Genomic DNA, 24,384 nt, shown 5'->3' with positions numbered 1-24,384 from the left:
TCACGCGGCACCGCAACATGCCACTCGACGCGCCGGCCACAGGCGTGTTACAGGCCGCTGCCAACTCAACGACGCAGCCCGAGCCCGATGAGTCCCGCAGCGGGCTGCCGAAACGGCCATGAAAGGGTTGGCGATGCCGGTCATCCGCGACGGTTCCTTCCGCGAAGCGCTCACCTTCGACGACGTCCTGCTGCAGCCGGGTCATTCGGATGTCCTGCCCAGCCAGGTCGCTGTCGGCACGCGGCTGACGCGCTCCATTTCCCTCAACCTGCCGATCCTCGCCTCGGCGATGGACACGGTGACCGAGGCGCGCATGGCTATCGCCATGGCGCAGAACGGCGGCATGGGCGTCATCCACCGCAACCTCACGCCCGAGCAGCAGGCGGACGAGGTGCGCCTCGTCAAGAAGTTCGAATCCGGCATGGTGGTGAACCCGGTCACCATCCACCCCGAGGCGACGCTCGCCGAGGCGCTGGCGCTGATGAAGAACCACGGCATCTCCGGCATTCCGGTGGTCGAGCGCGGGCCGGGCGGCCACAACGGCAAGCTCGTCGGCATCCTCACCAACCGCGACGTGCGCTTTGCCGACAATCCGAACCAGAAGGTCTCGGAGCTGATGACCAAGGACCGTCTCATCACGGTCCGCGAGGGCGTGAGCCAGGACGAGGCGCGGCGCCTGCTGCACCAGTTCCGCATCGAGAAGCTGCTCGTCGTCGACGATCACTACCGCTGCATCGGCCTCATCACCGTCAAGGATATGGAGAAGCAGGTCACCTATCCGAATGCCGCCAAGGACGACCAGGGCCGCCTGCGTGTCGCCGCCGCCACGACGACCGGCGAGGAAGGCTTCCTGCGCGCCGAGATGCTCATCGACGCCGGCGTCGATGTCGTCGTCGTCGACACCGCGCACGGCCATTCGCAGAAGGTGCTGGACGCCGTCACCCGCGTGAAGAAGCTCTCCAACGCCGTGCAGGTGGTAGCCGGCAATGTCGCGACCGCGGACGGCACCCGGGCACTGATCGACGCCGGCGCCGACGCCATCAAGGTCGGCATCGGCCCGGGGTCCATCTGCACCACACGCATCGTGGCCGGCGTCGGCGTGCCCCAGCTCACCGCCATCATGGACGCGGCGAGCGTCGCCGCGGCGCAGGACGTTCCGATCATCGCCGACGGCGGCATCAAGGCCTCGGGCGACCTCGCCAAGGCGCTCGCCGCCGGGGCCGAATGCGTCATGGTGGGCTCGCTCCTCGCCGGCACGGACGAGACGCCGGGCGAGGTCTTCCTCTGGCAGGGCCGCTCCTACAAGGCCTACCGCGGCATGGGCTCGGTCGGCGCCATGGCGCGCGGCTCGGCCGACCGCTACTTCCAGCAGGACATCAAGGACACGCTGAAGCTGGTGCCCGAGGGCGTCGAGGGGCAGGTGGCCTACAAGGGCCCGGTCTCGAGCGTGCTGCACCAGCTCTCCGGCGGCCTTCGGGCGGCGATGGGCTATGTCGGCGCGAAGGACCTTGCCGAGTTCCGCGAGAAGGCGACCTTCGTGCGCATCACCGGCGCGGGCCTGCGCGAGAGCCACGTGCACGACGTCACCATTACGCGCGAGAGCCCCAACTACTCGACGCGCGGCTGAGCGGCGGGGGCAGGGCCGTGCAGGACGATCCGCGTCGCCATATCGCCGCCGTCGGCGGGCTCGAGGTGCTCTTCGTCATGGCGACGGAGCAGGAATATGGCGTGCACCTCAGGGAGAAGATCGACCCGCTCGTCACCGGCGTCGGCCCGGTCGAGGCCGGCGTCGCCGTGGCGGCGGCGCTCGCCTCGCTCGCGCACCACGGGCTGCTGCCCGACCTCGTCTTCACTCTCGGCTCGGCCGGTTCGCGCACGCTCGACCATGCCGGCGTCTACCAGGTGGCGAGCGTCTCCTATCGCGACATGGACGTGTCCCCCCTCGGCTTCGAGAAGGGGCGCACGCCCTTCGTGGACGAGCCGGCGGTCATCCCCATCCCCCACCGCATCCCCGGCATTCCCGCGGCCAGCGTTTCCACCGGCGGCAACATCGTCTCGGGCGCCGGCTATGACGCCATCGCGGCCGATATGGTCGAGATGGAGACCTTCGCCGTACTGCGCGCCGCGCGGCGCTTCGGCCTGCCCATCGTTGGCCTGCGCGGCATCAGCGATGGCCGCTCCGAACTGACGAAATTCGAGGACTGGACGGAGTACCTCCATATCATCGACGAGCGCCTCGCCGCCGCGCTCGACATTTTCGCCGAGGCCGTGCGGGCCGGCACCTTCACGCTCGACAAGAAAGCGTCATGACGCCTGCCGCCCGTATCGCCGCCGCCATCGAGGTGCTCGCCGACATCGAGGCGCGCCGCCGCCCGGCCCCCGACGCGCTGAAGGACTGGGGCCTCGCCCGCCGCTTCGCCGGCTCGAAGGACAGGGCGGCCGTGGCGAGTCTCGTCTACGATGCCCTGCGCTGCCGCGCCTCCGCCGCCTTCCTCATGGGCGCCGACACGCCCCGTGCTGTCGTCATCGGCATGCTTGCCCGCCTGCGCAATCTCGATGCCGCGGCCATCGCCGGCCTGTTCTCCGGCGAGCGTCACGCGCCCGCGCCGCTGACGCAGGGGGAGGCGGCACGCCTTGTGGCCCCGCCCTCGCTCGCCGATGCGCCGGCGCATGTCGCCGGCGATTTCCCCGAATGGCTCGCGCCCTCTTTCGCCGCTGCCTTCGGCGAGGTTGCCGTCGATGAGATGCAGGCCATGGTGGCGCGTGCGCCGCTCGACATCCGCGTCAACACGCTCAAGGTGACGCGAGAAGCCCTCGCCGGCGAACTCGAACACTTCAGTCCGCTGCGAACGCCCCATTCCATCGACGGCCTGCGCTTCACAGTGGGCGAGGACGGCCGTGGTCCTTCGCTGCAGAGCGAGCCGAGCTTTCTCGACGGCCAGTTCGAGATCCAGGACGAGGGCTCGCAGCTCGCCGCGCGCCTCACCCTGGCGCAGCCCGGCGAGCGCGTCGTCGACCTCTGCGCCGGTGCCGGCGGCAAGACGCTGGCCCTTGCGGCCCTGATGCGGAACGGCGGCGCGCTGTTCGCGACCGATGTCGACACCCGCCGCCTCGTGCCGCTGCACGGGCGCGTCGCCCGCAGCGGCGCGAGCCATGTGGAGGTGCGCTCGCCCAAGGGACGTTACGACCCGGCGCGGCCTGACCCGCTTGCCGACCTTGCCGGCAGCATCGACTGCGTCGTCGTCGACGCTCCCTGCACCGGCACGGGCACGTGGCGGCGCAACCCGGACGCCAAGTGGCGCCTCAGGCCCGGCGCGCTCGCCGAGCGCGTGAAGGACCAGGCTGTCGTCCTCGATCGCGCCGCCCGGCTCGTCCGCCCGGGCGGGCGCATTGCCTACATCACCTGTTCGCTGCTGCCGGAGGAGAACGACGGCGCCGTCACCGCCTTCATGGGCCGGCACGCAGGCTTCGCCGTCGCCCCGGTTGCCGACGTGCTCGCCGCCGCCGGCCTTCCGTTGCTGCCGCATCGCGAAACGGCTACCGGCGGCATCCTGCTGACGCCGCGCGTGACCGGGACGGACGGCTTCTTCGTTACCGTGCTGCGGCGGTCGTGACCCTCCTGCGGGACTGCCCCGCCGCACGCGCATGTGTTATTCCCGGCCGCGCCCGTTGCGCCCGGCCCCCTGATCCATTAACGCCATGTCCATGACGGCTCCTCACGACACCTCCTCCGCCCCGACCGCCGATCACGACAAGATCCTGATCATCGATTTCGGCAGTCAGGTCACGCAGCTCATCGCGCGCCGCGTGCGCGAAATCGGCGTCTATTGCGAGATCGCGCCTTTCCAGTCCGCAGCGGAGGCCTTCGCTCGCATGCGGCCGAAGGGCGTCATCTTCTCCGGCGGGCCGGCTTCCGTGCCGGACGAAGGCTCGCCCCGGGCGCCTCAGGAGGTTTTCTCGGCCGGCATTCCGCTGCTCGGCATCTGCTACGGCCAGCAGACAATGGCGCACCAGCTCGGCGGGCGCGTCGAGGGCGGCCATGCCGCCGAGTTCGGCCGTGCCGATGTGGAGATCGTCGCTCCCTCGGCGCTGTTCGAGGGCATCTGGGACAAGGGCGGCCGCTATCCTGTGTGGATGAGCCACGGCGACCGGGTCACAGAGCTGCCGGCCGGCTTTTCCGTCAAGGCGACGTCCGAGAACGCGCCCTTCGCGGTCGCCTCGGACGAGGCGCGGCGCTTCTATTCGACGATGTTCCACCCCGAGGTGGTGCACACACCCGATGGCGGCAGGCTGCTGCGCAACTTCGTCGTCGACATCTGCGGCTGCACGCCCGACTGGACGATGGCCGCCTATCGGGCCGAGGCGATCGGGAAGATCCGCGCCCAGGTGGGCTCCGGCCGAGTCATCTGCGGTCTCTCGGGCGGCGTCGATTCCGCCGTCGCGGCGGTGCTGATCCACGAGGCGATCGGCGACCAGTTGACCTGCGTCTTCGTCGACCACGGCCTCCTGCGCCTCGGCGAGGCCGAGCGTGTGGTGACCCTCTTTCGCGACAGCTACAACATCCCGCTCGTGCATGTGGAGGCGGAGGAGCTCTTCCTGAAAGAGCTCGAGGGCGTCACCGACCCGGAGGTCAAGCGCAAGACCATCGGCCGCCTGTTCATCGACGTCTTCGAGGCTGAGGCCAAGAAGATCGGCGGGGCCGATTTCCTCGCCCAGGGCACACTCTATCCCGATGTGATCGAGAGCGTTTCCTTCACCGGCGGCCCGTCGGTGACCATCAAGAGCCATCACAATGTCGGCGGCCTGCCCGAGCGCATGAACATGAAGCTCGTGGAGCCGCTGCGCGAATTGTTCAAGGACGAGGTGAGGGCGCTCGGCCGCGAGCTCGGCCTGCCCGAAGGCTTCGTCGGCCGCCACCCCTTCCCGGGGCCGGGCCTCGCCATCCGCTGCCCCGGCGAGATCACGCGGGAGAAGCTCGCGATCCTGCGACAGGCCGACGCCATCTACCTCGAGGAGATCCGCCGCGCCGGCCTCTACGACGCCATCTGGCAGGCCTTCGCCGTGCTCCTGCCGGTGCGCACCGTGGGCGTGATGGGCGACTACCGCACCTACGACTACGTCTGCGCGCTGCGCGCCGTCACCTCCGTCGACGGCATGACGGCCGACTTCTACCCCTTCGATATGGCCTTCCTCGGCCGCGTCGCCACCCGCATCATCAACGAGGTGCGCGGCATCAACCGCGTCACCTACGACGTGACCTCGAAGCCGCCGGGAACAATCGAGTGGGAATGATTCAGGGCCCGCCCAGGGTATCCCGCAGTATCCGGCGATTTCGTCATGATATAATTAAATAGTATATAAACAGAACGGATTAACATCCGGCGTCTACCTTCGTGCTCCTGATCGACAGTGTTCTCGACGTGGCCGAGAAGCGCTTGATCAAGTGGCGGCCGAACGTGGTAGAAAGGCCGGCGTGACGGGGAGGGGCCTCTCCGAAAGATGGCCAATCTCGTCGACAGACAGCTAGCCGGTGACCTGACGGAAAACCAGATCACGGCCGGCTGTCAGCAAGGCGATATTCGTTGGAGCCTGCTCGATTGGTTGATTGATTTTACCCGCCCGTGCGGCGAGGAGTGCCGAGCAGCGTATTGTCACCGGAACAAGCGGCATTCGCCAACTGTCGTGGCGCTGAACGCAAAGCGCTCCGAGCACTGCTCCACATGATCAAAGACAGTTCGCTTGGCGGCAGGGCGGTCGGAAAACGACGGGCTGGTCCCGTTCAACACCGTCGAGACTGCGTGGTGTGATTGCCGACGGCGTGGCCGTCCTCCGCGCGACGGCAGGAGCGGGTTGTGCATCGGAGCCGGTCGAGAAAACGTCGCCCGAAACGCCCGCAACGATGATCGCGCGGGGCGCGGGCCACTGAACCGTCCGCCGCGGCGCGGAGAAACATGCGCGCCCTGTCGGTCCCCGCCACGAGCGGCCGGGACCGCTTCTGCCTTGCGTCAGCCTGCGAGCAAACCCTCGCGCGGCCCTTCGCGGTCCGGCGCTTTTTGCAGGGCTTCCTGCCTCAGGTCGATGCCCCGCTGCGCATGGGCGATGTAGGCGGCGTCTTCGCCGTAGCGGTTGAGCGCGATGCCGGCCCGGGCGCGCGCCAGGAAAGCAGCCTCCTCCACGGAGGCGGCCGGCGCGGCCGCTGCAACCTCCGGCGTTGCGGGGCGCGGTGGGGGTAAAGAGGACCGCTCGGGCTGCGCCGGCGCCGGCGTTCGGGATGCGACTTCCGGCACGAGGGCGGCGGCGAGCTGCGCCCCACGGGCGACGGCGACGATGTCTTGGGCAACCCTGTCGCGCGCCAGCTTGCCGTCCTTCTTCTCCTGCTTGCTGAGGACCTTCAGGCTGCTGCGCAGATAATGATCCTCGGCGCGTGGATCGGCGGCCCTGAGCGCGGCGAGGTGTTCCGGCTTCATGAGATGCGGGCCACGGCCAGCGAGGTTGAGATGGCCTGCGATGTCAATTGCCCCGTCCTTGATGACGCGGTGCATCGTTTTCTCGAAGATGGCCTTTTGAACCGGGCCGGAGGCGGCGAGGAGCCGCGTCCGCGGATCGTTGTCCATCCTCTCCTTCAGGCGAGTGCGCACATCGCCGGCCGTGCCCGCAAAGGACTGCGGGGGATAATCCTTGTGGAAGAGTTCCGTCAGTCGCATCACATCCGCAGGGAGAAGCCCCGTGCGGTGGCCCGACGTGAGGTCCGCCACACGTTTCGCGACCTTCTCCCGTCGGCTCAGCGCGTCGGCGGGGGCGGCCGGGTCTTCCTCCGCGAGCACCTGATCGATCAGGCCGTGCAGCTTGGCTACGACGGTGCGTCGCTGGGCATCTGCATAATGGCCGGCGAGGACGGCGAGCGCGCCGTCGGAGCCGGCGGTCCGCACCAGTTCATCCGGCGCGGACGCCTCGGCGGCGGCATGCGCCAATTCCGATGCGCCCTCTCCGCGGAAGCGCGCCTCCTTCTTCTCGTAGACGATCTTCTCCACCGCGGCGCCGACCGTCAGCGGCGCGCCGACGGCCGCGAGCAGGACGCCGACGAGGCCGGCGACGCCGGTGAGCGAGGCGATGCTGCCGGCCGCCATCAGGCTCTGCCCGGCCGCCATGCCCGCGCCATGGACGATGGAATGGTGCCTGTTGTAATAGCCGAGCCGCTTGAGCCCCTGGTCGACCGCCCGGAAGACTGCGGGGTCGAGGAGGTCGCGGACGCCCCGCAGTGCCAGCCTGTCTCCCTTCAACTGCCGGTGGCGCATCACGCCCGTCACGCATTTCGACGCGCCGACCGCGGCCATGGCGAGCTGCGAGGGCAGGAACGCGGCCGTCGCGGCCGTGCCGAGCACGGCCGCAGCGGTCGTGGCTCCTTGGCTTGCCGCCGAGCCGGCCGGTGCAGCGCCCTCGACGATGCCGGCTATCGAATCTGCCATCGACAGCACCATGCCGGCCGTCATGCCCGTCATCGCCGCCGCCGTTGGGATGCTGAAGTTGCGGTCGATCTTCTCGGAGGTGGCCGTCGATCTGTCCCGTGCATAGCGGGCGGCCTGATAGGCGAGGGTCGCGTTCGGCTGTTCGCCGTTTCCGCCGGCTTCCGGTCGCGCTGCCGCGGTCTTCCGCGCGAGGTCCATCACCGCTTCCGCAATGTCCTGGGGCGCCACGGTCCTGCCGGCGCAGGCGGAGAGAAGGCCCTGCGATTCCCTGAACATTCCCTTGATTCGCTCGACATCGGCCGGTGACGTGCCGGATCGCTCCAGCAGGTCGATGATCGCCTCCTCGCGCTCGTGCAGCTTCTGCAGCAGCAGGGGGAAATCCTGCCTGAAGCGCTCGAGGCACTCGTCGATGGTGCCCTTGGCGCCCACGGCGACGAAGGGCGTCGCGACGCCAAGGATGGCAAGCGTGGCGATGGCCTGCTGCAGCTGCGGCAGGGACATGCCGAGCAGCGAGGCGAAATCGTCGATCCCGTCGACCGACCGCAGATTCTCGTAGGCGGCGACGAAGGGGGCCTTGAACGCATTCCTGTCGCTGGCGTTTTCGATGCGGAAGGCCGGGCGTGAGGAAAACGGCAGAAGCTGTGAGAGGGATGGCACATCGGCCTCCTTTCAATCGACTCGTTGCAGGCTTGATGGTCCGAAGGTGGGTTCGGACAGCTTTTTCTGAGATGTTGTTGAATATATTTTAGATATTGTATTTTAATTTTTCTTTATAGGCGGCGTGTAGTCACGTTATTGTAATCTGTTTATAGAGGTAGCGGTAGATCGGCGGAAAACGCAAGTATAGCGCTCAATGAATGCTGTATTTCCGTGGCGGTCAGGGTGGGCGCGCCCGTCGTGTGGCGCTTGCCCGCTGTGGCTGGACCGGCAACGCCGTCCGCTCTCTGTCGACAGCCGGGCGTGAGTGTTTTATCTATAAAATCATGACACGAGAGCCTGAAGAGACGGTTGCGTCCAAGATCACCCGCATCCTCGCCGAGCGGATCGTATCGGGGGCGTTGGCGCCCGGGGAGAAGCTGCGGCAGGACCATATCGCTGCCGAGTTCGGCGCGAGCCACGTGCCTGTGCGGGAAGCCTTCCGCCGGCTGGAGGCGCAGGGGCTCGCCGTCAGTGAGCCGCGGCGCGGCGTGCGCGTCGCTGCCTTCGATCCTGCCGAGATGCGTGAGGTGGCCGAGATGCGCTCGGCCCTCGAGGCGCTGGCGCTGCGCCATGCCGTGCCGCATCTGACGCCGGCCATCCTCGCCGAGGCGGAACGGGCGGCTGACGCGGCGGATCGCTGCCGCGATATCCGTTCCTGGGAGGCGGCGAACCGTCGCTTTCACCGGCTCCTCCTTGCGCCTTGCGGCATGTCGCGGCTGCTGCGGACGATTGACGACCTGCATGCGGCGAGCGCGCGCTTTCTCTTCGGAGGCTCGGCGGCGGCGTGGGAGCCGCGCGTCGATGTCGAGCATCGGGCGATCCTCGCCGCCTTGCGCAGGGGGGACGCTGACGCCGCCTGCGCGACGCTCGCCCGCCACGTCAAGCGCATCGGTCCCCTGCCGCGGCGGGCGCGGGTGGAGCAGGGCGGATATCCCCTCTTCGGCTGACGGCTAGAGATCGGATTGCCATTTTATAGATCGTGTGGAATCCATTGATGACTGGATTCGCTATTTTATCTATAAAATGGAGTGGCCGATGCTCGAGACACCAACCGGAGAGGCCGAGGCGACGGCGCAGGCTGGCACCGGGCCGGCGGGTTTCTGGACATTGCAAAAGGCTGAGGCGCTCCACGGGCTGCCGTTCAACGATCTCATCCATCGCGCCCATGCGGTGCACCGGCGCCATTTCGACCCCAATGCCATCCAGCTCAGCCGTCTCCTGAGCATCAAGACGGGCGGCTGCCCGGAGGATTGCGGCTATTGCTCGCAGAGCGCCCGCTACGACACGGGCGTCAAGGCGACCCGGTTGATGGCGCTCGAGGAGGTCGTCGCCGCCGCCCGCCGCGCGAAGGCGGAGGGGGCGACGCGCTTCTGCATGGGGGCGGCCTGGCGCAGCCCGAAGCCGCGCGATCTCGCCCGTGTCGCCGCCATGGTCGAGGCGGTGAAGGCCCTCGGACTCGAAACCTGCGCCACGCTCGGCATGCTGACCGGGGAGGAAGCCGGGGCGTTGCGCGCCGCCGGGCTCGACTACTACAACCACAATGTCGACACCTCGCCCGGCTTCTACGGCGAGATCATTTCGACGCGCACCCTGGAAGACCGGCTCGCGACACTGGCCAACGCGCGCGAGGCGGGCCTCAAGCTGTGCTGCGGTGGCATTGTCGGCCTCGGAGAGACGCTCGACGACCGGCTCGCCATGCTGGTCCTGCTCGCCAATCTCGACCCCGCGCCCGAAAGCGTACCGCTCAACCTGTGGAACGAGGTGGCGGGCGTACCCGTCGCCGCGCGGGCGGAGCGGCCGGACGCCATCGCCTTCGCACGTCTCGTCGCGGTGGCGCGCATCATGATGCCGCAAAGCGTGCTGCGCCTGTCGGCCGGCCGGCAGTACATGAGCGACGAGGCGCAGGCCCTGTGCTTCTTCGCAGGGGCCAATTCGCTCTTCCTCGGCGAGACGCTGCTGACGACCCGCAACGCGAGCGAGGAGCGGGATGCGGCGCTCTTCGCACGCCTTGGCCTCACCGCGATGCCGGCCGGCGAGGGTGTCGATGCCGACGCATGAGGCGGCCCTTGCGGCGCTCGACCGGCGCGGGCGGCTGCGCGCGCTGGCGCCGCGCCGCGGCATCGACTTCACCTCCAACGACTATCTCGGCCTCGCCGAGAGCGAGGCGCTGCGCGAGGCTGCGGCCGCCGCGCTCGCGCGCGGCGTGCCGGCGGGGGCGGGCGGCTCGCGCCTGCTGCGCGGCAACCACGCCGAGCACGAGGCGCTGGAGGAGGAGGCGGCGGCCTTCTTCGGCGCCGAGAGCACGCTCTTCTTCGCCGGCGGCTTTGCCGCCAATGCCGCCCTCGTCGCCACCTTGCCGCGCCGCGGCGATCTCGTCGTCCACGATGCGCTGATCCACGCCAGCGTGCACGAGGGGCTCGTTGCCTCGCCGGCCGAGGCCGTCGCGGTGCCGCACAACGATGCCGATGCCGTCGCCGATGCGATCCGCCGCTTCAGGGCGGCGGGCGGGCGCGGCCGCGTGTGGATCGCCGCCGAGACGCTCTATGGCATGGACGGCGACGTCGCCCCGCTCGCGGACCTTGCGGCGATCGCCGACCGGCACGAGGCCATGCTGCTCCTCGACGAGGCCCATGCGACCGGCATCTGCGGGCCCGGCGGGCGGGGCCTCGCCGCCGCGCTCGAGGGGCAGGCGAATGTCGTAACGCTGCACACCTGCGGCAAGGCGGTCGGCGTCATGGGCGCGCTCGTCTGCCTGCCGCGCTCTTTGCGCGACTACATGATCAACCGCGCGCGCGGCTTCATCTATGCCACCGCTCCGTCGCCCCTCGTTGCCGCCATGGTGCGCGCGGCGCTCGGCCTCGCTTCTGCGGCCGACGACCGCCGGCAGCGCCTCGCAGCGCTCGTCGCTCACGCGCGAGCAGGTCTCGCCCGCTGCGGCCTGCCCGCGACGGCGACGCACATCCAGCCCGTCATCCTCGGCGCGGACCGCCGGGCGAGCGCCGTCGCGGCCGCCTTGCAGGAAGAGGGGTTCGACGTGCGTGCCATCCGCCCGCCGACGGTACCGCCCGGCACGGCGCGCCTGCGCATTGCGCTGACGCTGCACGTGGACGAGGCGGCGATCGGCGCGCTCATGGCGGCGCTCGGCCGCGCCATGAAGGGGAGGACGTCTTGAGCGGCTTCATCGTCACCGGCACCGATACCGGCATCGGCAAGACCGTCTTCTGCGCCGCGCTCGTCGGCGCGCTCGGCGGATTCTACTGGAAGCCAGTGCAGGCCGGCCTTGACGGAGAGACGGATTCGGAGACAGTGCGCCGCCTCTCCGGCCTGCAGGATAGCCATGTCCTGCTCGAGGCGTACCGTCTCGCCCTGCCGGCCTCGCCCCACCGCGCCGCGGAGGCGGAAGGCGTTGTGATCGATGTGGGATCGCGCCCCCCGACGCACACCATAGGGCGCGAGAGCACCATCGCTCCCTCGCCCCGCCGCAGGCGGGAGGAGGGGGATCCGGGCGCCCCCGGCTCAGTGGCCTCTTCGCGCGATCTGGGCGCGCTCACCCTGCCCGCCGTCGCCGGCCCGCTCGTCGTCGAGGGCGCCGGCGGGCCGATGGTTCCGCTGACGCGGGGCACGCTGTTCATCGATGTCTTCGCTGCCTGGGGCCTGCCGGTCATCCTCTGCGCCGCGACGCGCCTCGGCACCATCAACCACACGCTGCTCGCCCTCGAGGCCCTGAAGCGGCGGCACATTCCCGTCCACGGCGTCGCCTTCATCGGCGAGCCGAACGAGGACAGCGAGGCCATCATCGCCGAGTTCGGCGTCGTGCGTCGCCTCGGTCGCCTGCCGCTTCTGCCGCTGCTGACGCGGGAAACGCTCGCTTCGGCCTTCGCCGCCGGTTTCGATCCGGCCGACTTTCGGTGATGACCATGAATTATCGCACGACCTTCGCCGGCCCGTCTCCGGTCTGGCATCCCTTTACCCAGCACGCGCTCGCGCCCGAGCCGCCGCTCGTCCTGCGCGGTGAGGGCGCGTGGCTGACGACGGCGACGGGCGAGCGCATTCTCGACGCCATCTCCTCCTGGTGGGTCATCACCCACGGCCATTGCCATCCGCGCATCGTGGCGGCGATCCGCGAACAGGCCGGGGACCTCGACCAGGTCATCTTCGCCGGCCATACGCATCCGGCGGCCGAGGCGCTGGCGCGCCGGCTGGTGGCGCGGGCGCCGGAGGGGCTCGCCCATGTCTTCTTCTCCGACAGCGGCTCCACCGCCGTCGAGGTCGCGCTGAAGATGGCGGTCGGCTACTGGCGCAACATCGGCGAGCCGCGCAGCCGCATCCTCGCCCTCGAACACGGCTATCACGGCGACACCATCGGCACGATGTCGGCGGGCGCGCGCGGCATCTACAATGCCGCCTACGAGCCGCTGCTCTTCGAGGTCGCCCGCCTGCCGTTCCCGGCTGAGGGCCGCGAGGAGGCGACGCTCACTGCGCTCGAGGCCACGTGCCGGGAAGCGCCCTGCGCCGCGCTGCTCGTCGAGCCGCTCATCCTCGGCGCCGGCGGCATGCTGGTCTATCCGGCCTGGGTGCTCGCCGAGATGCGCCGCATCTGCGAGCGCCACGGCGTGCTCCTCATCGCCGACGAGGTGATGACCGGTTTCGGCCGCACGGGCCGGCTCTTCGCCTGCGAGCACGCCGCCATCGCGCCGGATATCCTGTGCTGCGCCAAGGGCCTCACCGGCGGCGCGCTACCGCTTGCCGTCACGCTCTGCCGCCGCGAGATCTTCGACGCCCATTATTCCGAGGACCGCCGACGCACCTTCTTCCATTCGAGCTCGTTCACGGCCAATCCCATCGCCTGCGCCGCGGCCAACGCCAATCTCGACATCTGGGACGCGGAGCCGGTCGGCGAGCGCATCGCCGCTCTGGGCGCCTTGCAAGAGGAGCGGCTGGCGCGCTTCCGCCACGATGCGCGCTTCGCCTGGGTGCGGCGCCTCGGCACCGTCGCGGCGCTCGACCTCACCGTCGACGATCCCGGTTATCTCGCCGGCATCGGCCCGCAGCTCGCGGCCTTCTTCCGCGAAAGGGGCCTCCTGCTGCGCCCGCTCGGCAACACCGTCTACGCCATGCCGCCCTATTGCGTGACCGCCGAGGACCTCGACCGCATCTACGCCGCCGTCGCTGCGGCGGCGGAGCGGTTCGGGCGGGCTTGATGGGCGGGACCCGCATCGCCGGCCTCGGCCATCATGCCCCGGCGCGCGTCGTGGCGAATGCCGAGATCGAGGCAAGGCTCGGTCTCGACGAGGGCTGGATCGCCCGGCGCACCGGCATCCGCGAGCGGCGCTGGGCGGCTGCGGACGAGGCGGTGAGCGACCTTGCCGTGCCGGCGGCGGCGATGGCGCTCGCCGAAGCAGGCATGGCGCCCGATGCCTTCGGCCTCGTCCTCCTCGCCACCAGCACACCCGACCACCTGTTGCCGCCGACCGCGCCGCTCGTCGCGCAGCGGCTCGGCCTCTCCTGCGGGGCGGTGGACCTCACGGGCGCCTGCGCCGGCTTCCTCTATGCCTTCGTGCTGGCGGAGGGGTTCGTGCGCGCGACGGGGCGGGCGGTGCTCGTGATCGCGGCCAACATCCTGTCCCGGCGCATCGATCCGGATGATCGCGTGACGGCGGCGCTCTTCGCCGATGCCGCCGGGGCGCTCGTCCTCGCGCCTGATGGGCGCCGCGAGGCCGGGCTTCTCGCCTCGGCGCTCGCGAGTGATGGCACCGGCTACGACCTCATCCAGATCCGCGCCGGCGGCAGCCGCCGTGCGCTGACGGCGGACACGCCCGCACGCGACGGCCGCATGGTGATGCGTGACGGGCGCGCCGTCTTCGCCGCGGCGGTGGAGATGATGGTCTCTTCCTGCCGGCAGGTGTTCGCGGAAGCGGCGATCGCGGCGGACGAAATCGCCTGTTTCGCGCCGCATCAGGCCAATGGCCGCATGATCGCGGCGGTGGCCGACAAGCTGGCGATCGGGCCGGAGCGAACGCTGTCCACCCTCGCCGAATTCGGCAACACGTCCGCGGCGACCATTCCCTTTTCCCTGTCCCAGGCAAAAGGCGCGCGCAGGCTCGGTCAAGGCGACCTGCTGCTCCTCGCCGCGGCGGGCGCGGGCCTTGCCGGGGGAGCGGCCATCTACCGCCTGTAGCAGGCGGATCAGGTCAGTGCTGCGCCGGCTCGGCGATGACCGCGTCGCGGTCGGGGTTGCTGCCTCTCGGAGCAGTGCTGATCGCAGCAGGCGCTGCGCACCAGAAGCGGCAGCTCCGCGCCGAGATGAGCGGCGAGCTCGACCGACAGCCGGTTGCGCCATTCCTCATTTGCTTTGATCGCGGGCTTGAAGGCATCATCTGCCGCCAACGAGGCTTCGCCGCTTCGGTTCCGGTCCGCAGGACCGGGATCGCTATCGCTCTGTATTCCCGAGCGCGTCATCCGCACCTGCGACGACGAATGCGTCGCGCGCCTCGCGCACGCTCGCCGTGATGCGGCGCGCCACGGCGGCGACGCGGCGCGTGTCGTGCGTGTCGGGATGGGCGATCAGCCAGTAGCTCCGCATGAAGCGGATGTGAGGCAGGAGCCGCTTGAGCTCGGGATATTGCATGGCGGCATAGTCGTGCAGGATGCCGACGCCGTGGCCGGCCCGCACCGCCTCCATCTGGCCGACGACGCTGCCGCATTCGAAGCGCCGGTGCATCAGCCGGCCGAGGGTCGCCGCATAGTCGAGCGCGCGGCTGTAGACGAAGTCCTCCACGTAGGTGACGAAGAGGTGGCCGGCGAGGTCCTCCTCGCGCGTGATGGCACCGCTGCGGGTGAGGTAGCTCTCCGCTGCATAGACGCTGAGCGTATAATCCGTGAGCTTCTTCACGATGACGCGGCCCTGCTTCGGCCGGTCGAGCGTGATGACAAGATCGGCCTCGCGCCGCGACAGGGAGAAGGTGCGCGGCAAAGGCACGAGCTGGATGACGAGGTCGGGATGTTCGGCGGCGAGCGCGCCGAGCGCGCGCGAGAGAAAATAGTTGCCGAGCCCGTCCGGGGCGCCGACACGCACGGTGCCGCCGATCGCCTCGGCGGTGCCGGACAGTTGCGCCTCCACCTTGAGGAACTCGGATTCGGCCCGCTCTGCCGCGGCCATCAGCGCCTCGCCCGCGGGCGTCAGGGCGCAGCCGTTGGTCTGGCGCTCGACAAGCTTCGTGGCGAGTTCCTCCTCGAGGGCCGTGAGCTGGCGCCCCACCGTGGCGTGGTTGAGCCCGAGGCGCCGGGCGGCGCCGAGGATCTGCCCGGTACGGGCCACGGCGAGAAAGATGCGGATGCGGTCCCAGTCCATCAGACGACTATAGTTTTTGCACATCAGAGCCGCAATATCGGCCATTGATGTGCAAATCTCTGGAAACGATAAGGGGGGCGGTTCAATCGGCCCGACGCTCCGGTCCGAGTCTTCTGGGAGGATCTGCCATGCCGACCGACATTCCCCATTTCATCGGCGGTCGCCGCGTTGCCGGCCGCAGCGGCCGCACCGCCGCCGTCTTCAATCCGGCCACGGGCGAAGAGACGGGCGTCGTGGCGCTCGCAAGCACGGACGAGGTGCGCGAGGCCGTCGCCGCGGCGAAGAAGGCCCTTCCCGAATGGGCTGGCACGACGCCGCTGCGCCGCGCGCGCATCCTCAACCGCTTCCTGCGCATCCTCGAGGAGCGCACGGACGAACTCGCCGCCGTCATCACCGCCGAGCACGGCAAGGTGCTGTCCGACGCCAGGGGCGAGATCCAGCGCGGCATGGAGGTGGTGGAATTCGCCACCGCGGCGCCGCAGCTCCTCAAGGGCGAAGTGACGGAGAACGTCGGCACGCGCGTCGACAGCCACTCGCTGCGCCAGCCGCTCGGCATCGTCGCCGGCATCACGCCCTTCAACTTCCCGGCCATGGTGCCGATGTGGATGTTTCCGGTGGCGCTCGCCTGCGGCAACTGCTTCATTCTGAAGCCGTCGGAGCGCGATCCCTCCGCCTCGCTGCTGCTCGCCGCCTGGCTGAAGGAGGCCGGCGTGCCGGACGGCGTCTTCAACGTCGTGCACGGCGACAAGGAGGCAGTCGACGCCATCCTCTTCGACCCCGACATCTCCGCCGTCAGCTTCGTCGGCTCCACCCCGATCGCCCGTTACATCTACGAGACGGCGGCGCGCACCGGCAAGCGCTGCCAGGCGCTGGGCGGCGCCAAGAACCACATGATCGTCATGCCCGACGCCGACATGGACCAGGCGGTCGACGCGCTCATGGGCGCCGCCTACGGCTCGGCCGGCGAGCGCTGCATGGCGATCTCGGTCGCGGTGCCGATCGGCGAGAAGACGGCGGATGCGCTCATCGCCAAGCTCGAGCCGCGCGTGCGCGCCCTCAAGATCGGCCCCGGCACCGATCCCGACGCCGAGATGGGCCCGCTCGTCACCAAGCAGCATCTCGAGCGCGTGCGCGGCTATGTCGATACCGGCGTGGCGGAAGGCGCAAAGCTCGTCGTCGACGGCCGTGGCTTCCGGATGCAGGGCTACGAGAACGGCTATTTCATCGGCGGCACGCTGTTCGACAACGTTACGACCGAAATGACGATCTACAAGGAGGAGATCTTCGGCCCCGTGCTCGCCGTCGCCCGCGCCGATTCCTACGAGACGGCCGCCCGCATGATCAACGAGCACGAGTTCGGCAACGGCACCGCCATCTTCACGCGTGACGGCGACGCCGCGCGCGAGTTCGCGCACCAGATCCAGGTGGGCATGATCGGCATCAACGTCCCGATCCCGGTGCCGATGGCCTTCCACTCCTTCGGCGGCTGGAAGGCGTCGCTCTTCGGCGACCACCACATGCACGGGCCGGAGGGCGTACGCTTCTATACGCGGCTGAAGACCATCACCAGCCGCTGGCCGACCGGCATCCGCGCCGGGGCCGACTTCGTCATGCCGACGATGCGCTGACGCGCCCCGGACCTGCCGCACCCGAAGGCCGCCGCCGGCTGCCCGGCGGCGGCCTCAATCGTGTGAAGTCAGGCGCCGAGGCGCTCGGCCGGGATGCTGAGCCGCATGACGAGGCCCTCGCGTGACCACTCGCGCGCCAGCGCGCCGCCCAGTTGCCGCACCGTCGAGCGCGCGAGCGAGCTGCCGAAGCCTTCCTCCGCCGGCGGATGCTGGATGGGCGGTCCGCCGTGCTCCCGCCAGAGGATCGTCACCCGGTCGCCATCCAGCGCCCAGCGGATCGTGACCCGTCCTGTCGGGCTGGAAAGGGCACCGTACTTGGCGGCGTTGGTCGCGAACTCGTGCATCAGAAGCGCGATGCCAGTGAGTGCCGGGCCGCCGATGGGCAGGTCGGTGCCGTCGAGCGCAAGGCGACCGGGCGCCGACGCCTCGCGATACGGTTCGAGGATGGCTTCGATGAGCGCCCTGAGCGTCGTGCTGCGCATGCCGTCGCCGGCTGCAGCATGCAGCGTCAGTTCGTGCGCCCGGGCGAGTGCGGCGAGTCGCTCGCGGATCGCGTCGGTCACCGTTTCCGCACCGGCCGCACGGCCGCTGAGGCTGACGATGCCGATCGCGAGGGCGAAGAGATTCTTGATCCGGTGGTTCATCTCCCGCAGCAACAATGCCTGCTGCTCCTCGGCCTGCCGCCGGTCCGTGATATTGCGGGCGATCTTCGAGGCCCCGATGATCCGTCCCGCGCCGTCATGAATGGGCGAGACGGTGAGCGAGACATCGACGAGCCTGCCGTCCTTGCAGCGACGCACGGTCTCGTAATGGTCGACGCGTTCGCCCCGGCGGATGCGTTCGAGAATGGAGGGCTCCTCGTCCGGCCGGTCGTCGGGGATCAGGATCATGACCGGTCGGCCGATGGCTTCGGCCGCCGTATAGCCATAGAGGCGCTCGGCGCCTCCGTTCCAGCTTGTCACGATGCCGTCGAGGTCGGTGCTGATGATGGCATCGTCACTCGACTCGACGATCAGGGCGAGCCGGCGGGCAGCTTCTTCGGCGTGCAGCCGTTCCGTCATATCGACGAGGACGTTGACGGCGCCGACGAGATGGCCCGATGCGTCGAAGAGCGGTGTCGGATAGGGGAGAAACGGCACCCTGGTGCCGTCCGGCCGTTCGGCCACCGCGTCGAGGCCGCGGATTGGTCGCTTTTCCTTGAGCGCCATGGCCATCGGGCATTCGTCGTGCGGCAATGGCGTTCCGTCGGGCCAGAAGAGCTTCCACGAGCCGCAGAACTCGCTCTTGCCCAGTTCCGGGCGGCAGCCCCAGAGGTTTACCGCCGCCTCGTTGTAGAAAGTGATCCGCCCCTGCGCGTCCGTCATGTAGATCGCGGCCGGCAGGAGGCTCAACAGCTCGTGCGAGCGCAGGGCCTCGTTATAGACCTGCTCCTGTTGCTGCCGGTGTTCCGTGATGTCGCGGAAGCAGTTGATCGCCCCCGTGATCGCGCCGGCGGCGTTGAACAGCGGGTTGATGTTGACGAGGGCCAGAATGCGCGTCCTGTCCGGCCGCTCGATCACGATCTCCGCGTTGCGAACAGGCGCGCCTGTCCGCAAGGTTTCCGCCATGGGGTGCTGCCCGTGGGGCAGGAGCGAGCCATCCGGACGATAAAGACGAACAGCACCGCCGAACCGCTCGTTCGGGTCGTTGAGTCTCGGCCTGCGACCCCACAGATCAGCGGCACCCTGGTTGTAGCGGACGATACGCCCTTCGTGGTCGCAGATGTAGAATGCGCCCGGGAAGAGGTCGAGCAGGCGCTCGATGTCCAGCCAACTGTCGGTGGGCTCGCGTTCCACTTGTGACAGCGGCAAAGAAGTAACGTCGGAGCTGCTCATCGGCAACCTATGCGATAGACACTGCGTGATGCCCGGCGGCCGACAATCTTGCTCCGTCGAAGTGCCATGGCCGCTAGTTGTTGGTGGTCACTCTCGGAAATGCAAGCATATTCGTCGCTGCGCTGCGAACGGCGGGGGGAAGACGGCGGTGGGGAGGGTCGTTCGCCGGCTTCAGGTGGTCAGCTTGTCCCATGCCGCCATGGCGCAGCCGGCCACGGAAAGCAGCGTCTCGCGCGATGCCCCGTCGCGCGCCCTGATGGACAGGCCGTGCTGCACGGTGGCATAGAAATTCGCGATGGCGGCGCAATCGGCATGGTTCGGGATCTCGCCGTCGGTGACCGCCCGCTCCAGCCGCTCCTCGAGGATGCGGACACCGTCCAGCCGACGCTTCTTTAGGTCGTCGCGGATGGCGGGGCTGGCGCATTCGGGTTGGGGCGCCCCGAGCACGATCAGGCAGCCGCGCGGTTCGGGCCCGCTCGTATAGGCAAGGGCGGTCGCTTCGAGCAGATGTGCCACCGCCTCCCGTGCGGTCGGCGCCTTGGCGATCTCTTCCCAGATGCCTTTGCCTTCGGTCTCGGCATAGAACGCAACCGCTTCGCGAAAGAGGCCTTCCTTGCTACCGAAAGCGGCGTAGAGGCTGGGCGGGTTCAGCCCCATGGCAGCGGTCAGATCCGCCATCGAGGCATTGTCGTAGCCCTTCTGCCAGAAGACCTCCATCGCCTGGCGAAGGGCCGCCGTGCGGTCGAAGCTGCGGGGGCGTCCACGCTGGGCCATCGGGCTCGTCACCATTTTATGTATCGATTGATAAAATAAAGTCCTTGACGGCTGGCGGCAAGCGCGTAGCTTTTGTGTATCGTTCGTTACACAAAGGATCAGCCATGGCCGTTCTTCAGGACAAAGTCGCGCTCGTCACCGGTGGCAGCCGCGGTATCGGTGCGGCGATCGCGCGCCGCCTCGCCGCCCGGGGGGCAGAGGTTGCGATCACCTATGCGCATGCGCAGGACAAGGCGGCACGCGTCGTCGCCGACATTGAAGCGGCCGGCGGCAAGGCGCGGGCAATCCGGGCCGACAACCGCGATCCCGGAGCGGTAACGGCGGCCGTCGACGCCGTCGCCGCCCCGAAGGGAAGGATCGATATCCTTGTCAACAACGCCGGCATCTTCGAGACGGGCGAGATTGTGGACCTGACGGCCGAGCACTTCAACCGCATGGTCGACGTCAACCTGCGTGCCGTCTTTCTGGCATCGAGCCGGGCGGCCCGGGCGATGGGAGAGGGCGGGCGCATCGTCACCATCGGCAGCACGCTCGCCGTGCGCGTTCCGTGGCCCGGCATCAGCCTCTACGCCATGACGAAGGCGGCGCTCGTCGGCTTGACGAAAGGCATGGCGCGGGATCTCGGCCCGCGGGGCATCACGGCCAATATCGTCCATCCCGGCTCCACCGACACCGACATGAACCCGGCCGACGGCGAGAGCGCCGATCTGCAGCGCGGCCTTATGGCCATCGCGCGCTATGGCCGACCGGAGGACGTCGCCGATCTCGTGGCTTGGCTCGTCGGGCCGACCGCGGCTTCCGTCACGGGCGCCGAATTCACGATCGACGGCGGCGCCAACGCCTGAGGCCTCAGGCCGGCGCCGCGTCGCGGCCGAAGGTAGCGCTCGCCGCCTCGCGGGCGTGGGCAGGCATCTCGTCGTCCTCGAACAGTTCCGGATGCGCCCGGGCGAGGCGGGGCAGGGAGTTCAGGATCTCGCGCAGGTGCAGGCGCATGGCATCGCCCGCCCGCTGCGCGTCGCGACAGGCGATCGCCCGGACGATCTCCGCGTGCTGGTCGATCAGCAGCGACATGGGCGAGGCTGCCGGCAGGCTGAGGTAGCGTACCCGGTCCATCTGCGCCTTCACGTCCTCGATGAACGGCCAGGCGCTCGCGCATTCCACCGCCTCGGCCAGGGTGCGGTGGAAGGCCTCGTCGTAGCGCAGGAAGAGGCGCTGGTCGTCGCTGGCCGCCGCCTCCTTCTGCAGCGCGATGAGTTCGCCGAGCCGGTCGAGTGCCTCGGGGGGCGCCACCGCGCAGGCTGTCGTCGCCACAGCCACCTCGACCGCCTCGCGCACGAATCGCGCATTGGCGACGTCCCTCATGGAGATTCTCACCACGAAGGTGCCGCGCTGCGGCAGGATGCGCACGAGCCCCGCCTCGCTCAGCTTGATGAAGGCCTCGCGTACCGGCTGGCGGCTGACCCCGAAGCGGGCGCCGATCTCCTGCTCCGACAAACGCTGCCCCGGCAGATATTCCAGCGTCACGATCGCCTGCCTGAGCAGGCGATAGATCTGCGGCGCGATGGCCGCCGCAGGATCGACTTCGTTTCTCACGCAGCTTTCCTCCCGGGCGTCTTGCATTTTGCTATAACCATACTACCATACCAGTTAAGCGAGCGGGATAGGCATAAGGCTCGTTCGCCGGGGAAACCTCTGGGAGATTGCTGATGTTCATCCATCGAGTCGTCCTGTCCGCCTGCGCGGGCCTTGCGGCGCTTGCCGCCGCCACCACCATGTCGAGCGCCGCGCTTGCGGCCAAGTATCAATTGAACATCAACACGGCGCTGACGACGGACGACCCCATCTACAAGGGGCTCGAGCGCTTGCGCGATCGTATGAAGGAGCGCAGCAACGGCGAGTTCGAGATCCGTATCTTCTCCGGCTCGCAGCTCGGCAAGGACGAGGACGTGCTCGAGCAGGCGCGCGCCGGCGCCAATGTCGCGGTCGTCGTCGACGGCGGCCGTCTCGCCGTCTTCGTGCCTGAATTCGGTGTCCTTGGCGGCCCCTTTCTCGCCAGCGGCTACGACGGCGTGCGCAAGGTCGTGACGTCGCCGCTCTTCGACGCATGGGCGCAGAAGCTGCGCAAGGCCTCCGGCCACGAGGTGCTGTCCTTCAACTGGTGGCAGGGTGAGCGGCATCTGCTCACCAACAAGCCGGTGTCGAAGCCGGCGGACCTCGCCGGCGTCCGCATGCGCACCCCCGGCGCGCCGGTCTGGATCGAGACCATCCGCGCGATGGGCGCGACGCCGACGCCCATGGCCTGGGCTGAGGTCTATCCGGCACTGCAGCAGCAGGCCATCGACGCCGTGGAGGCGCAGACGCCGGCCGCTTACGGCGCCCGTCTCTACGAGGTCACCAAGCACATGACCAAGACGGGCCACATCAATCTCATTACCGGCCTCGTCACCAGCGCCGGCTGGTTCGGCGGCCTGCCCGCCGACATGCAGACCGCGCTGAAGGAAGAGGCCCTGGCCGCCGGCGACTTCGCCTCCCGCACGACCGAGGAGGCCATCGGTACCTACGAGAAGGACATGGCCGCCAAGGGCGTGACGATCACCGAGATCGACGTTACCCCCTTCCGCGAGGCGACGGCGGACGTCTACGGCAAGCTCGGCTATGCTGAGCTGAAGAAGACCATCGACGAGATGTTGAAGTAATCACGACGGGCCGCCTTGCCAGGCCCCCGCCCGGGCCGCTGCTTTGGTGGCGGCCCGTTTCCATTCGGAGACGCTCCATGCGCTTCTTGCTCGCGCTGGAGGATGCGCTCGCCAAGCTCCTGCTCGGCGCGATCGTCCTCCTCGTCTTTCTGGCGGCCATGGCCCGCACTTTCGGCCATCCGCTGATCTGGTCCGTGGACCTCGCCCAGCTCTTCTTCGTCTGGCTCGCCATGCTCGGGGCCAACAAGGCGCTGCGCATCAAGGCGCATGTCGGCGTCGATTTCTTCGTGCGCAAGCTGCCCGTCAGGCTGCGCCACGGCCTCGAGATCCTCTTGGGGCTCATGACGCTCGCCTTCCTTCTCACCATGGCCTGGCAGGGCGCGCGTCTGACGATGCTCAACCTCGAGCGCGTCTATGGCGACAGCGGCATCTCCTACGGCTGGGTGACGGGCGCGGTACCGGCCGGTTGCCTGCTGCTCGCCCTCACGCTCACCGTCCACCTCGTGCGCAGCCTCGCCGGCGCCTTCACCGGCGGCTCCCTCGGCCCGAACCTCGTTTTCGCGCGGCCCGACGAGGACATGGCCGGCGCCAGCCACGCCGCGGAGTGACAGGCGATGCTGCTTCTCGGTGCGATCTTCTTCGTCCTGATGTTCGCCGGCCTGCCGATCGCTTTTGCCATCGGCATCGCGGGCTTCAGCTTCTTTCTCGGTGCCGGCTCGATCCCGGTGTCCATCGGCGTGCAGCAGGTGGCCACGGCCTCGCAGAGCTTCCCGCTGCTCGCGGTGCCCTTCTTCGTGCTCGCCGGCCACATGATGAACCGCACGGGCATCACGACCCGGCTCATCGCCTGCTCCAATGTGCTCGTCTCGTGGATGGCCGGCGGCCTCGCCCAGGTCTGCATCGTGCTGTCGACCCTGATGGGGGGCGTCTCCGGCTCGGCCGTCGCCGATGCCGCCATGGAGGCGCGCATCCTCGGGCCGGACATGATCCGGCGCGGCTATTCGCGCGGCTTCACCGGCGCGGTCATCGCCGTCGGCTCGCTGATCACGGCGACCATCCCGCCGAGCCTCGGCCTCATCCTCTATGGCTTCGTCGGCAACGTCTCCATCGGCAAGCTGTTCCTCGCCGGCGTCATCCCCGGCCTCGTCATGATGGCGGCGATGATGTTCACGGCCTGGCTCGTCGCCCGCAAGCGCGGCTACCAGGCGGAGGGCGCCGAACTGCCGACGGCGCGCGACGTATGGCGCGCGATCCGCGATGCCAAATGGGCGCTGCTCTTCCCCGTCATCCTGCTCGTCGCCATTCGCGGCGGTATCTTCACAGCCTCCGAGGTCGGGGCCTTCGCGGTTGTCTATGCCATGCTCGTCGGCGTGCTGCTGCACCGGGAGCTGACCTGGTCCGGCCTCGTCGAGGCGCTCGGCGAAGCAGTGCTCGACGTCGGCGTCATCATGCTCATCATCCTGATGTCGGGCATGGTCGGTTACGCCATCATCTTCGAACAGGCGCCGCAGACGATCGCTGCGGCGATGCTCGGGCTGACGCAGGAGCCGGTGCTCGTCATCCTGCTCATCCTCCTCTTCCTGTTCATCGCCGGGCTCTTCGTCGAATCGACCGTGCTCGTCCTCATGCTGACGCCGATCTTCGTGCCGCTCGTCACGCGGCTCGGGGTCGATCCCGTGCACTTCGGCATCCTGATGATGTCGGTCATCACCCTCGGCGGCATGACCCCGCCGGTAGGCGTCGCGATGTACACGGTCTGCGGCATCCTGCGCTGCCCGGTCGAGGAGTATTTCCGGGAATCGCTGCCGTTCCTCGCCGCGATCATCCTCGTCATCCTCGCGCTCGCCCTGCTGCCGGGCGTCGTCCTGTTCCTTCCCAATATCGTCGGCTGAGGCG

General features: G+C 68.9%; 20 protein-coding genes and 3 pseudogenes. 18 read left to right on the top strand and 5 right to left on the bottom strand.

Translation table 11 applies throughout. The features are described 5' to 3' along the window. Positions 1-133 precede the first annotated feature (133 nt). The 6 genes and pseudogenes from guaB (at position 134) to P2T65_RS13140 (ending at position 5,724) form a co-directional block, all read left to right on the top strand. The gene (gene guaB / locus P2T65_RS13160; protein ID WP_071923654.1) at positions 134-1,627 is read left to right on the top strand and encodes an IMP dehydrogenase; all 1,494 of its coding nucleotides are present in this window, start codon (positions 134-136) and stop codon (positions 1,625-1,627) included. A gap of 17 nt (positions 1,628-1,644) precedes the next feature. Further along, positions 1,645-2,310 carry a 5'-methylthioadenosine/S-adenosylhomocysteine nucleosidase gene (locus P2T65_RS13155; protein ID WP_071923655.1) on the top strand — a complete coding sequence of 222 codons (666 nt, stop codon included), beginning with the start codon at positions 1,645-1,647 and terminating at the stop codon, positions 2,308-2,310. Beyond that, entirely contained in the window at positions 2,307-3,614 is a 1,308-nt protein-coding gene (locus tag P2T65_RS13150) for an RsmB/NOP family class I SAM-dependent RNA methyltransferase (protein WP_276199936.1), read from the top strand. Before P2T65_RS13155 ends, P2T65_RS13150 begins: the two co-directional genes overlap by 4 nt. Before the next feature lie 91 nt (positions 3,615-3,705). Then, complete coding sequence (gene guaA / locus P2T65_RS13145; protein WP_276199935.1) at positions 3,706-5,292, top strand: glutamine-hydrolyzing GMP synthase; 1,587 nt, start codon at positions 3,706-3,708, stop codon at positions 5,290-5,292. Between the two features lie 92 nt (positions 5,293-5,384). After that, positions 5,385-5,477: pseudogene (locus P2T65_RS21155) on the top strand (ABC transporter permease); the annotation flags it as partial. A gap of 22 nt (positions 5,478-5,499) precedes the next feature. Then, a complete protein-coding gene (locus P2T65_RS13140) occupies positions 5,500-5,724 on the top strand; it encodes a hypothetical protein (RefSeq protein ID WP_145979742.1) in 225 nt (74 codons plus the stop codon). Between the two features lie 281 nt (positions 5,725-6,005). Here P2T65_RS13140 and P2T65_RS13135 read toward each other — a convergent pair whose 3' ends face one another. Next, positions 6,006-8,123, bottom strand: a complete 2,118-nt coding sequence (locus P2T65_RS13135) for a hypothetical protein (RefSeq protein WP_071923657.1) — start codon at positions 8,121-8,123, stop codon at positions 6,006-6,008. A 326-nt stretch (positions 8,124-8,449) separates the two neighbouring features. On the opposite strand from P2T65_RS13135, the gene P2T65_RS13130 reads away from it, so the two are divergent. The 7 genes and pseudogenes from P2T65_RS13130 (at position 8,450) to P2T65_RS13105 (ending at position 14,343) form a co-directional block, all read left to right on the top strand. Next, positions 8,450-9,112, top strand: coding sequence for a GntR family transcriptional regulator (locus tag P2T65_RS13130; protein WP_071923658.1), 663 nt, complete (start codon positions 8,450-8,452; stop codon positions 9,110-9,112). A gap of 88 nt (positions 9,113-9,200) precedes the next feature. Then, complete coding sequence (bioB, locus tag P2T65_RS13125; protein WP_276199934.1) at positions 9,201-10,223, top strand: biotin synthase BioB; 1,023 nt, start codon at positions 9,201-9,203, stop codon at positions 10,221-10,223. After that, positions 10,210-11,337, top strand: a complete 1,128-nt coding sequence (locus P2T65_RS13120; protein WP_276199933.1) for an 8-amino-7-oxononanoate synthase — start codon at positions 10,210-10,212, stop codon at positions 11,335-11,337. Before bioB ends, P2T65_RS13120 begins: the two co-directional genes overlap by 14 nt. Beyond that, positions 11,334-11,591: pseudogene (gene bioD / locus P2T65_RS21150) on the top strand (ATP-dependent dethiobiotin synthetase BioD); the annotation flags it as partial. The gene P2T65_RS13120 and the pseudogene bioD (P2T65_RS21150), both read left to right, overlap by 4 nt. Before the next feature lie 108 nt (positions 11,592-11,699). Continuing rightward, positions 11,700-12,077 (top strand): annotated as a pseudogene (bioD, locus tag P2T65_RS21145) (ATP-dependent dethiobiotin synthetase BioD); the annotation flags it as partial. Next, complete coding sequence (locus tag P2T65_RS13110) at positions 12,077-13,366, top strand: adenosylmethionine--8-amino-7-oxononanoate transaminase (protein ID WP_276199931.1); 1,290 nt, start codon at positions 12,077-12,079, stop codon at positions 13,364-13,366. The pseudogene bioD (P2T65_RS21145) and the gene P2T65_RS13110, both read left to right, overlap by 1 nt. After that, entirely contained in the window at positions 13,366-14,343 is a 978-nt protein-coding gene (locus tag P2T65_RS13105; RefSeq protein WP_063185943.1) for a beta-ketoacyl-ACP synthase III, read from the top strand. The genes P2T65_RS13110 and P2T65_RS13105 overlap by 1 nt, the downstream gene beginning before the upstream one ends. Before the next feature lie 252 nt (positions 14,344-14,595). Here the strand turns inward: P2T65_RS13105 and P2T65_RS13100 are convergent, their stop codons facing one another. Further along, positions 14,596-15,516, bottom strand: coding sequence for a LysR family transcriptional regulator (locus P2T65_RS13100; RefSeq protein ID WP_055460534.1), 921 nt, complete (start codon positions 15,514-15,516; stop codon positions 14,596-14,598). Between the two features lie 128 nt (positions 15,517-15,644). On the opposite strand from P2T65_RS13100, the gene P2T65_RS13095 reads away from it, so the two are divergent. Beyond that, positions 15,645-17,144 (top strand): CoA-acylating methylmalonate-semialdehyde dehydrogenase, encoded by a 1,500-nt coding sequence (locus P2T65_RS13095; protein ID WP_276199930.1) that lies wholly within the window; start codon positions 15,645-15,647, stop codon positions 17,142-17,144. A gap of 68 nt (positions 17,145-17,212) precedes the next feature. On the opposite strand, the gene P2T65_RS13090 is transcribed toward P2T65_RS13095, so the two are convergent. Both P2T65_RS13090 and P2T65_RS13085 read right to left on the bottom strand, forming a co-directional pair. After that, entirely contained in the window at positions 17,213-19,018 is a 1,806-nt protein-coding gene (locus P2T65_RS13090; protein WP_276199928.1) for a PAS domain S-box protein, read from the bottom strand. Between the two features lie 171 nt (positions 19,019-19,189). After that, complete coding sequence (locus P2T65_RS13085; protein WP_063186121.1) at positions 19,190-19,792, bottom strand: TetR/AcrR family transcriptional regulator; 603 nt, start codon at positions 19,790-19,792, stop codon at positions 19,190-19,192. Positions 19,793-19,896: 104 nt separating this feature from the next. On the opposite strand from P2T65_RS13085, the gene P2T65_RS13080 reads away from it, so the two are divergent. After that, positions 19,897-20,637: an SDR family oxidoreductase gene (locus tag P2T65_RS13080; protein WP_055460536.1), complete on the top strand. Its 741-nt coding sequence runs from the start codon at positions 19,897-19,899 to the stop codon at positions 20,635-20,637. A gap of 4 nt (positions 20,638-20,641) precedes the next feature. Here P2T65_RS13080 and P2T65_RS13075 read toward each other — a convergent pair whose 3' ends face one another. After that, entirely contained in the window at positions 20,642-21,412 is a 771-nt protein-coding gene (locus P2T65_RS13075) for a GntR family transcriptional regulator (RefSeq protein WP_055460537.1), read from the bottom strand. Positions 21,413-21,498: 86 nt separating this feature from the next. Between P2T65_RS13075 and P2T65_RS13070 the strand changes: the two genes are divergently transcribed. The 3 genes from P2T65_RS13070 to P2T65_RS13060 all read left to right on the top strand — a co-directional run bounded on the left by P2T65_RS13070 (position 21,499) and on the right by P2T65_RS13060 (position 24,380). Then, positions 21,499-22,488, top strand: a complete 990-nt coding sequence (locus tag P2T65_RS13070) for a C4-dicarboxylate TRAP transporter substrate-binding protein (protein ID WP_276199927.1) — start codon at positions 21,499-21,501, stop codon at positions 22,486-22,488. Positions 22,489-22,565: 77 nt separating this feature from the next. Then, positions 22,566-23,096 carry a TRAP transporter small permease gene (locus tag P2T65_RS13065; protein WP_055460539.1) on the top strand — a complete coding sequence of 177 codons (531 nt, stop codon included), beginning with the start codon at positions 22,566-22,568 and terminating at the stop codon, positions 23,094-23,096. 6 nt (positions 23,097-23,102) lie between these two features. Continuing rightward, on the top strand, positions 23,103-24,380 hold the full coding sequence (locus P2T65_RS13060; RefSeq protein WP_055460540.1) for a TRAP transporter large permease: 1,278 nt from the start codon (positions 23,103-23,105) through the stop codon (positions 24,378-24,380). Positions 24,381-24,384: the final 4 nt, after the last annotated feature.

Source organism: Chelatococcus sp. XZ-Ab1 (assembly GCF_029309855.1).
In the GTDB taxonomy this organism is placed as follows: Bacteria; Pseudomonadota; Alphaproteobacteria; order Rhizobiales; family Beijerinckiaceae; genus Chelatococcus_A; species Chelatococcus_A sambhunathii.
The sequence above is the reverse complement of the archived record's forward strand: the minus strand, read 5'-3'. Positions and strand labels throughout refer to the sequence as shown.

What these genes read in the sequence shown, in the direction of transcription:
- guaB (WP_071923654.1), top strand. Translation starts at nt 134, where the DNA reads ATGCCGGTCATCCGCGACGGTTCCTTCCGCGAAGCGCTCACCTTCGAC.
- P2T65_RS13150 (WP_276199936.1), top strand. Translation starts at nt 2,307, where the DNA reads ATGACGCCTGCCGCCCGTATCGCCGCCGCCATCGAGGTGCTCGCCGAC.
- guaA (WP_276199935.1), top strand. Translation starts at nt 3,706, where the DNA reads ATGACGGCTCCTCACGACACCTCCTCCGCCCCGACCGCCGATCACGAC.
- P2T65_RS13140 (WP_145979742.1), top strand. Translation starts at nt 5,500, where the DNA reads ATGGCCAATCTCGTCGACAGACAGCTAGCCGGTGACCTGACGGAAAAC.
- P2T65_RS13130 (WP_071923658.1), top strand. Translation starts at nt 8,450, where the DNA reads ATGACACGAGAGCCTGAAGAGACGGTTGCGTCCAAGATCACCCGCATC.
- bioB (WP_276199934.1), top strand. Translation starts at nt 9,201, where the DNA reads ATGCTCGAGACACCAACCGGAGAGGCCGAGGCGACGGCGCAGGCTGGC.
- P2T65_RS13120 (WP_276199933.1), top strand. Translation starts at nt 10,210, where the DNA reads ATGCCGACGCATGAGGCGGCCCTTGCGGCGCTCGACCGGCGCGGGCGG.
- P2T65_RS13110 (WP_276199931.1), top strand. Translation starts at nt 12,077, where the DNA reads ATGACCATGAATTATCGCACGACCTTCGCCGGCCCGTCTCCGGTCTGG.
- P2T65_RS13105 (WP_063185943.1), top strand. Translation starts at nt 13,366, where the DNA reads ATGGGCGGGACCCGCATCGCCGGCCTCGGCCATCATGCCCCGGCGCGC.
- P2T65_RS13100 (WP_055460534.1), bottom strand. Translation starts at nt 15,516, where the DNA reads ATGGACTGGGACCGCATCCGCATCTTTCTCGCCGTGGCCCGTACCGGG.
- P2T65_RS13095 (WP_276199930.1), top strand. Translation starts at nt 15,645, where the DNA reads ATGCCGACCGACATTCCCCATTTCATCGGCGGTCGCCGCGTTGCCGGC.
- P2T65_RS13090 (WP_276199928.1), bottom strand. Translation starts at nt 19,018, where the DNA reads ATGAGCAGCTCCGACGTTACTTCTTTGCCGCTGTCACAAGTGGAACGC.
- P2T65_RS13085 (WP_063186121.1), bottom strand. Translation starts at nt 19,792, where the DNA reads ATGGCCCAGCGTGGACGCCCCCGCAGCTTCGACCGCACGGCGGCCCTT.
- P2T65_RS13080 (WP_055460536.1), top strand. Translation starts at nt 19,897, where the DNA reads ATGGCCGTTCTTCAGGACAAAGTCGCGCTCGTCACCGGTGGCAGCCGC.
- P2T65_RS13075 (WP_055460537.1), bottom strand. Translation starts at nt 21,412, where the DNA reads ATGCAAGACGCCCGGGAGGAAAGCTGCGTGAGAAACGAAGTCGATCCT.
- P2T65_RS13070 (WP_276199927.1), top strand. Translation starts at nt 21,499, where the DNA reads ATGTTCATCCATCGAGTCGTCCTGTCCGCCTGCGCGGGCCTTGCGGCG.
- P2T65_RS13065 (WP_055460539.1), top strand. Translation starts at nt 22,566, where the DNA reads ATGCGCTTCTTGCTCGCGCTGGAGGATGCGCTCGCCAAGCTCCTGCTC.
- P2T65_RS13060 (WP_055460540.1), top strand. Translation starts at nt 23,103, where the DNA reads ATGCTGCTTCTCGGTGCGATCTTCTTCGTCCTGATGTTCGCCGGCCTG.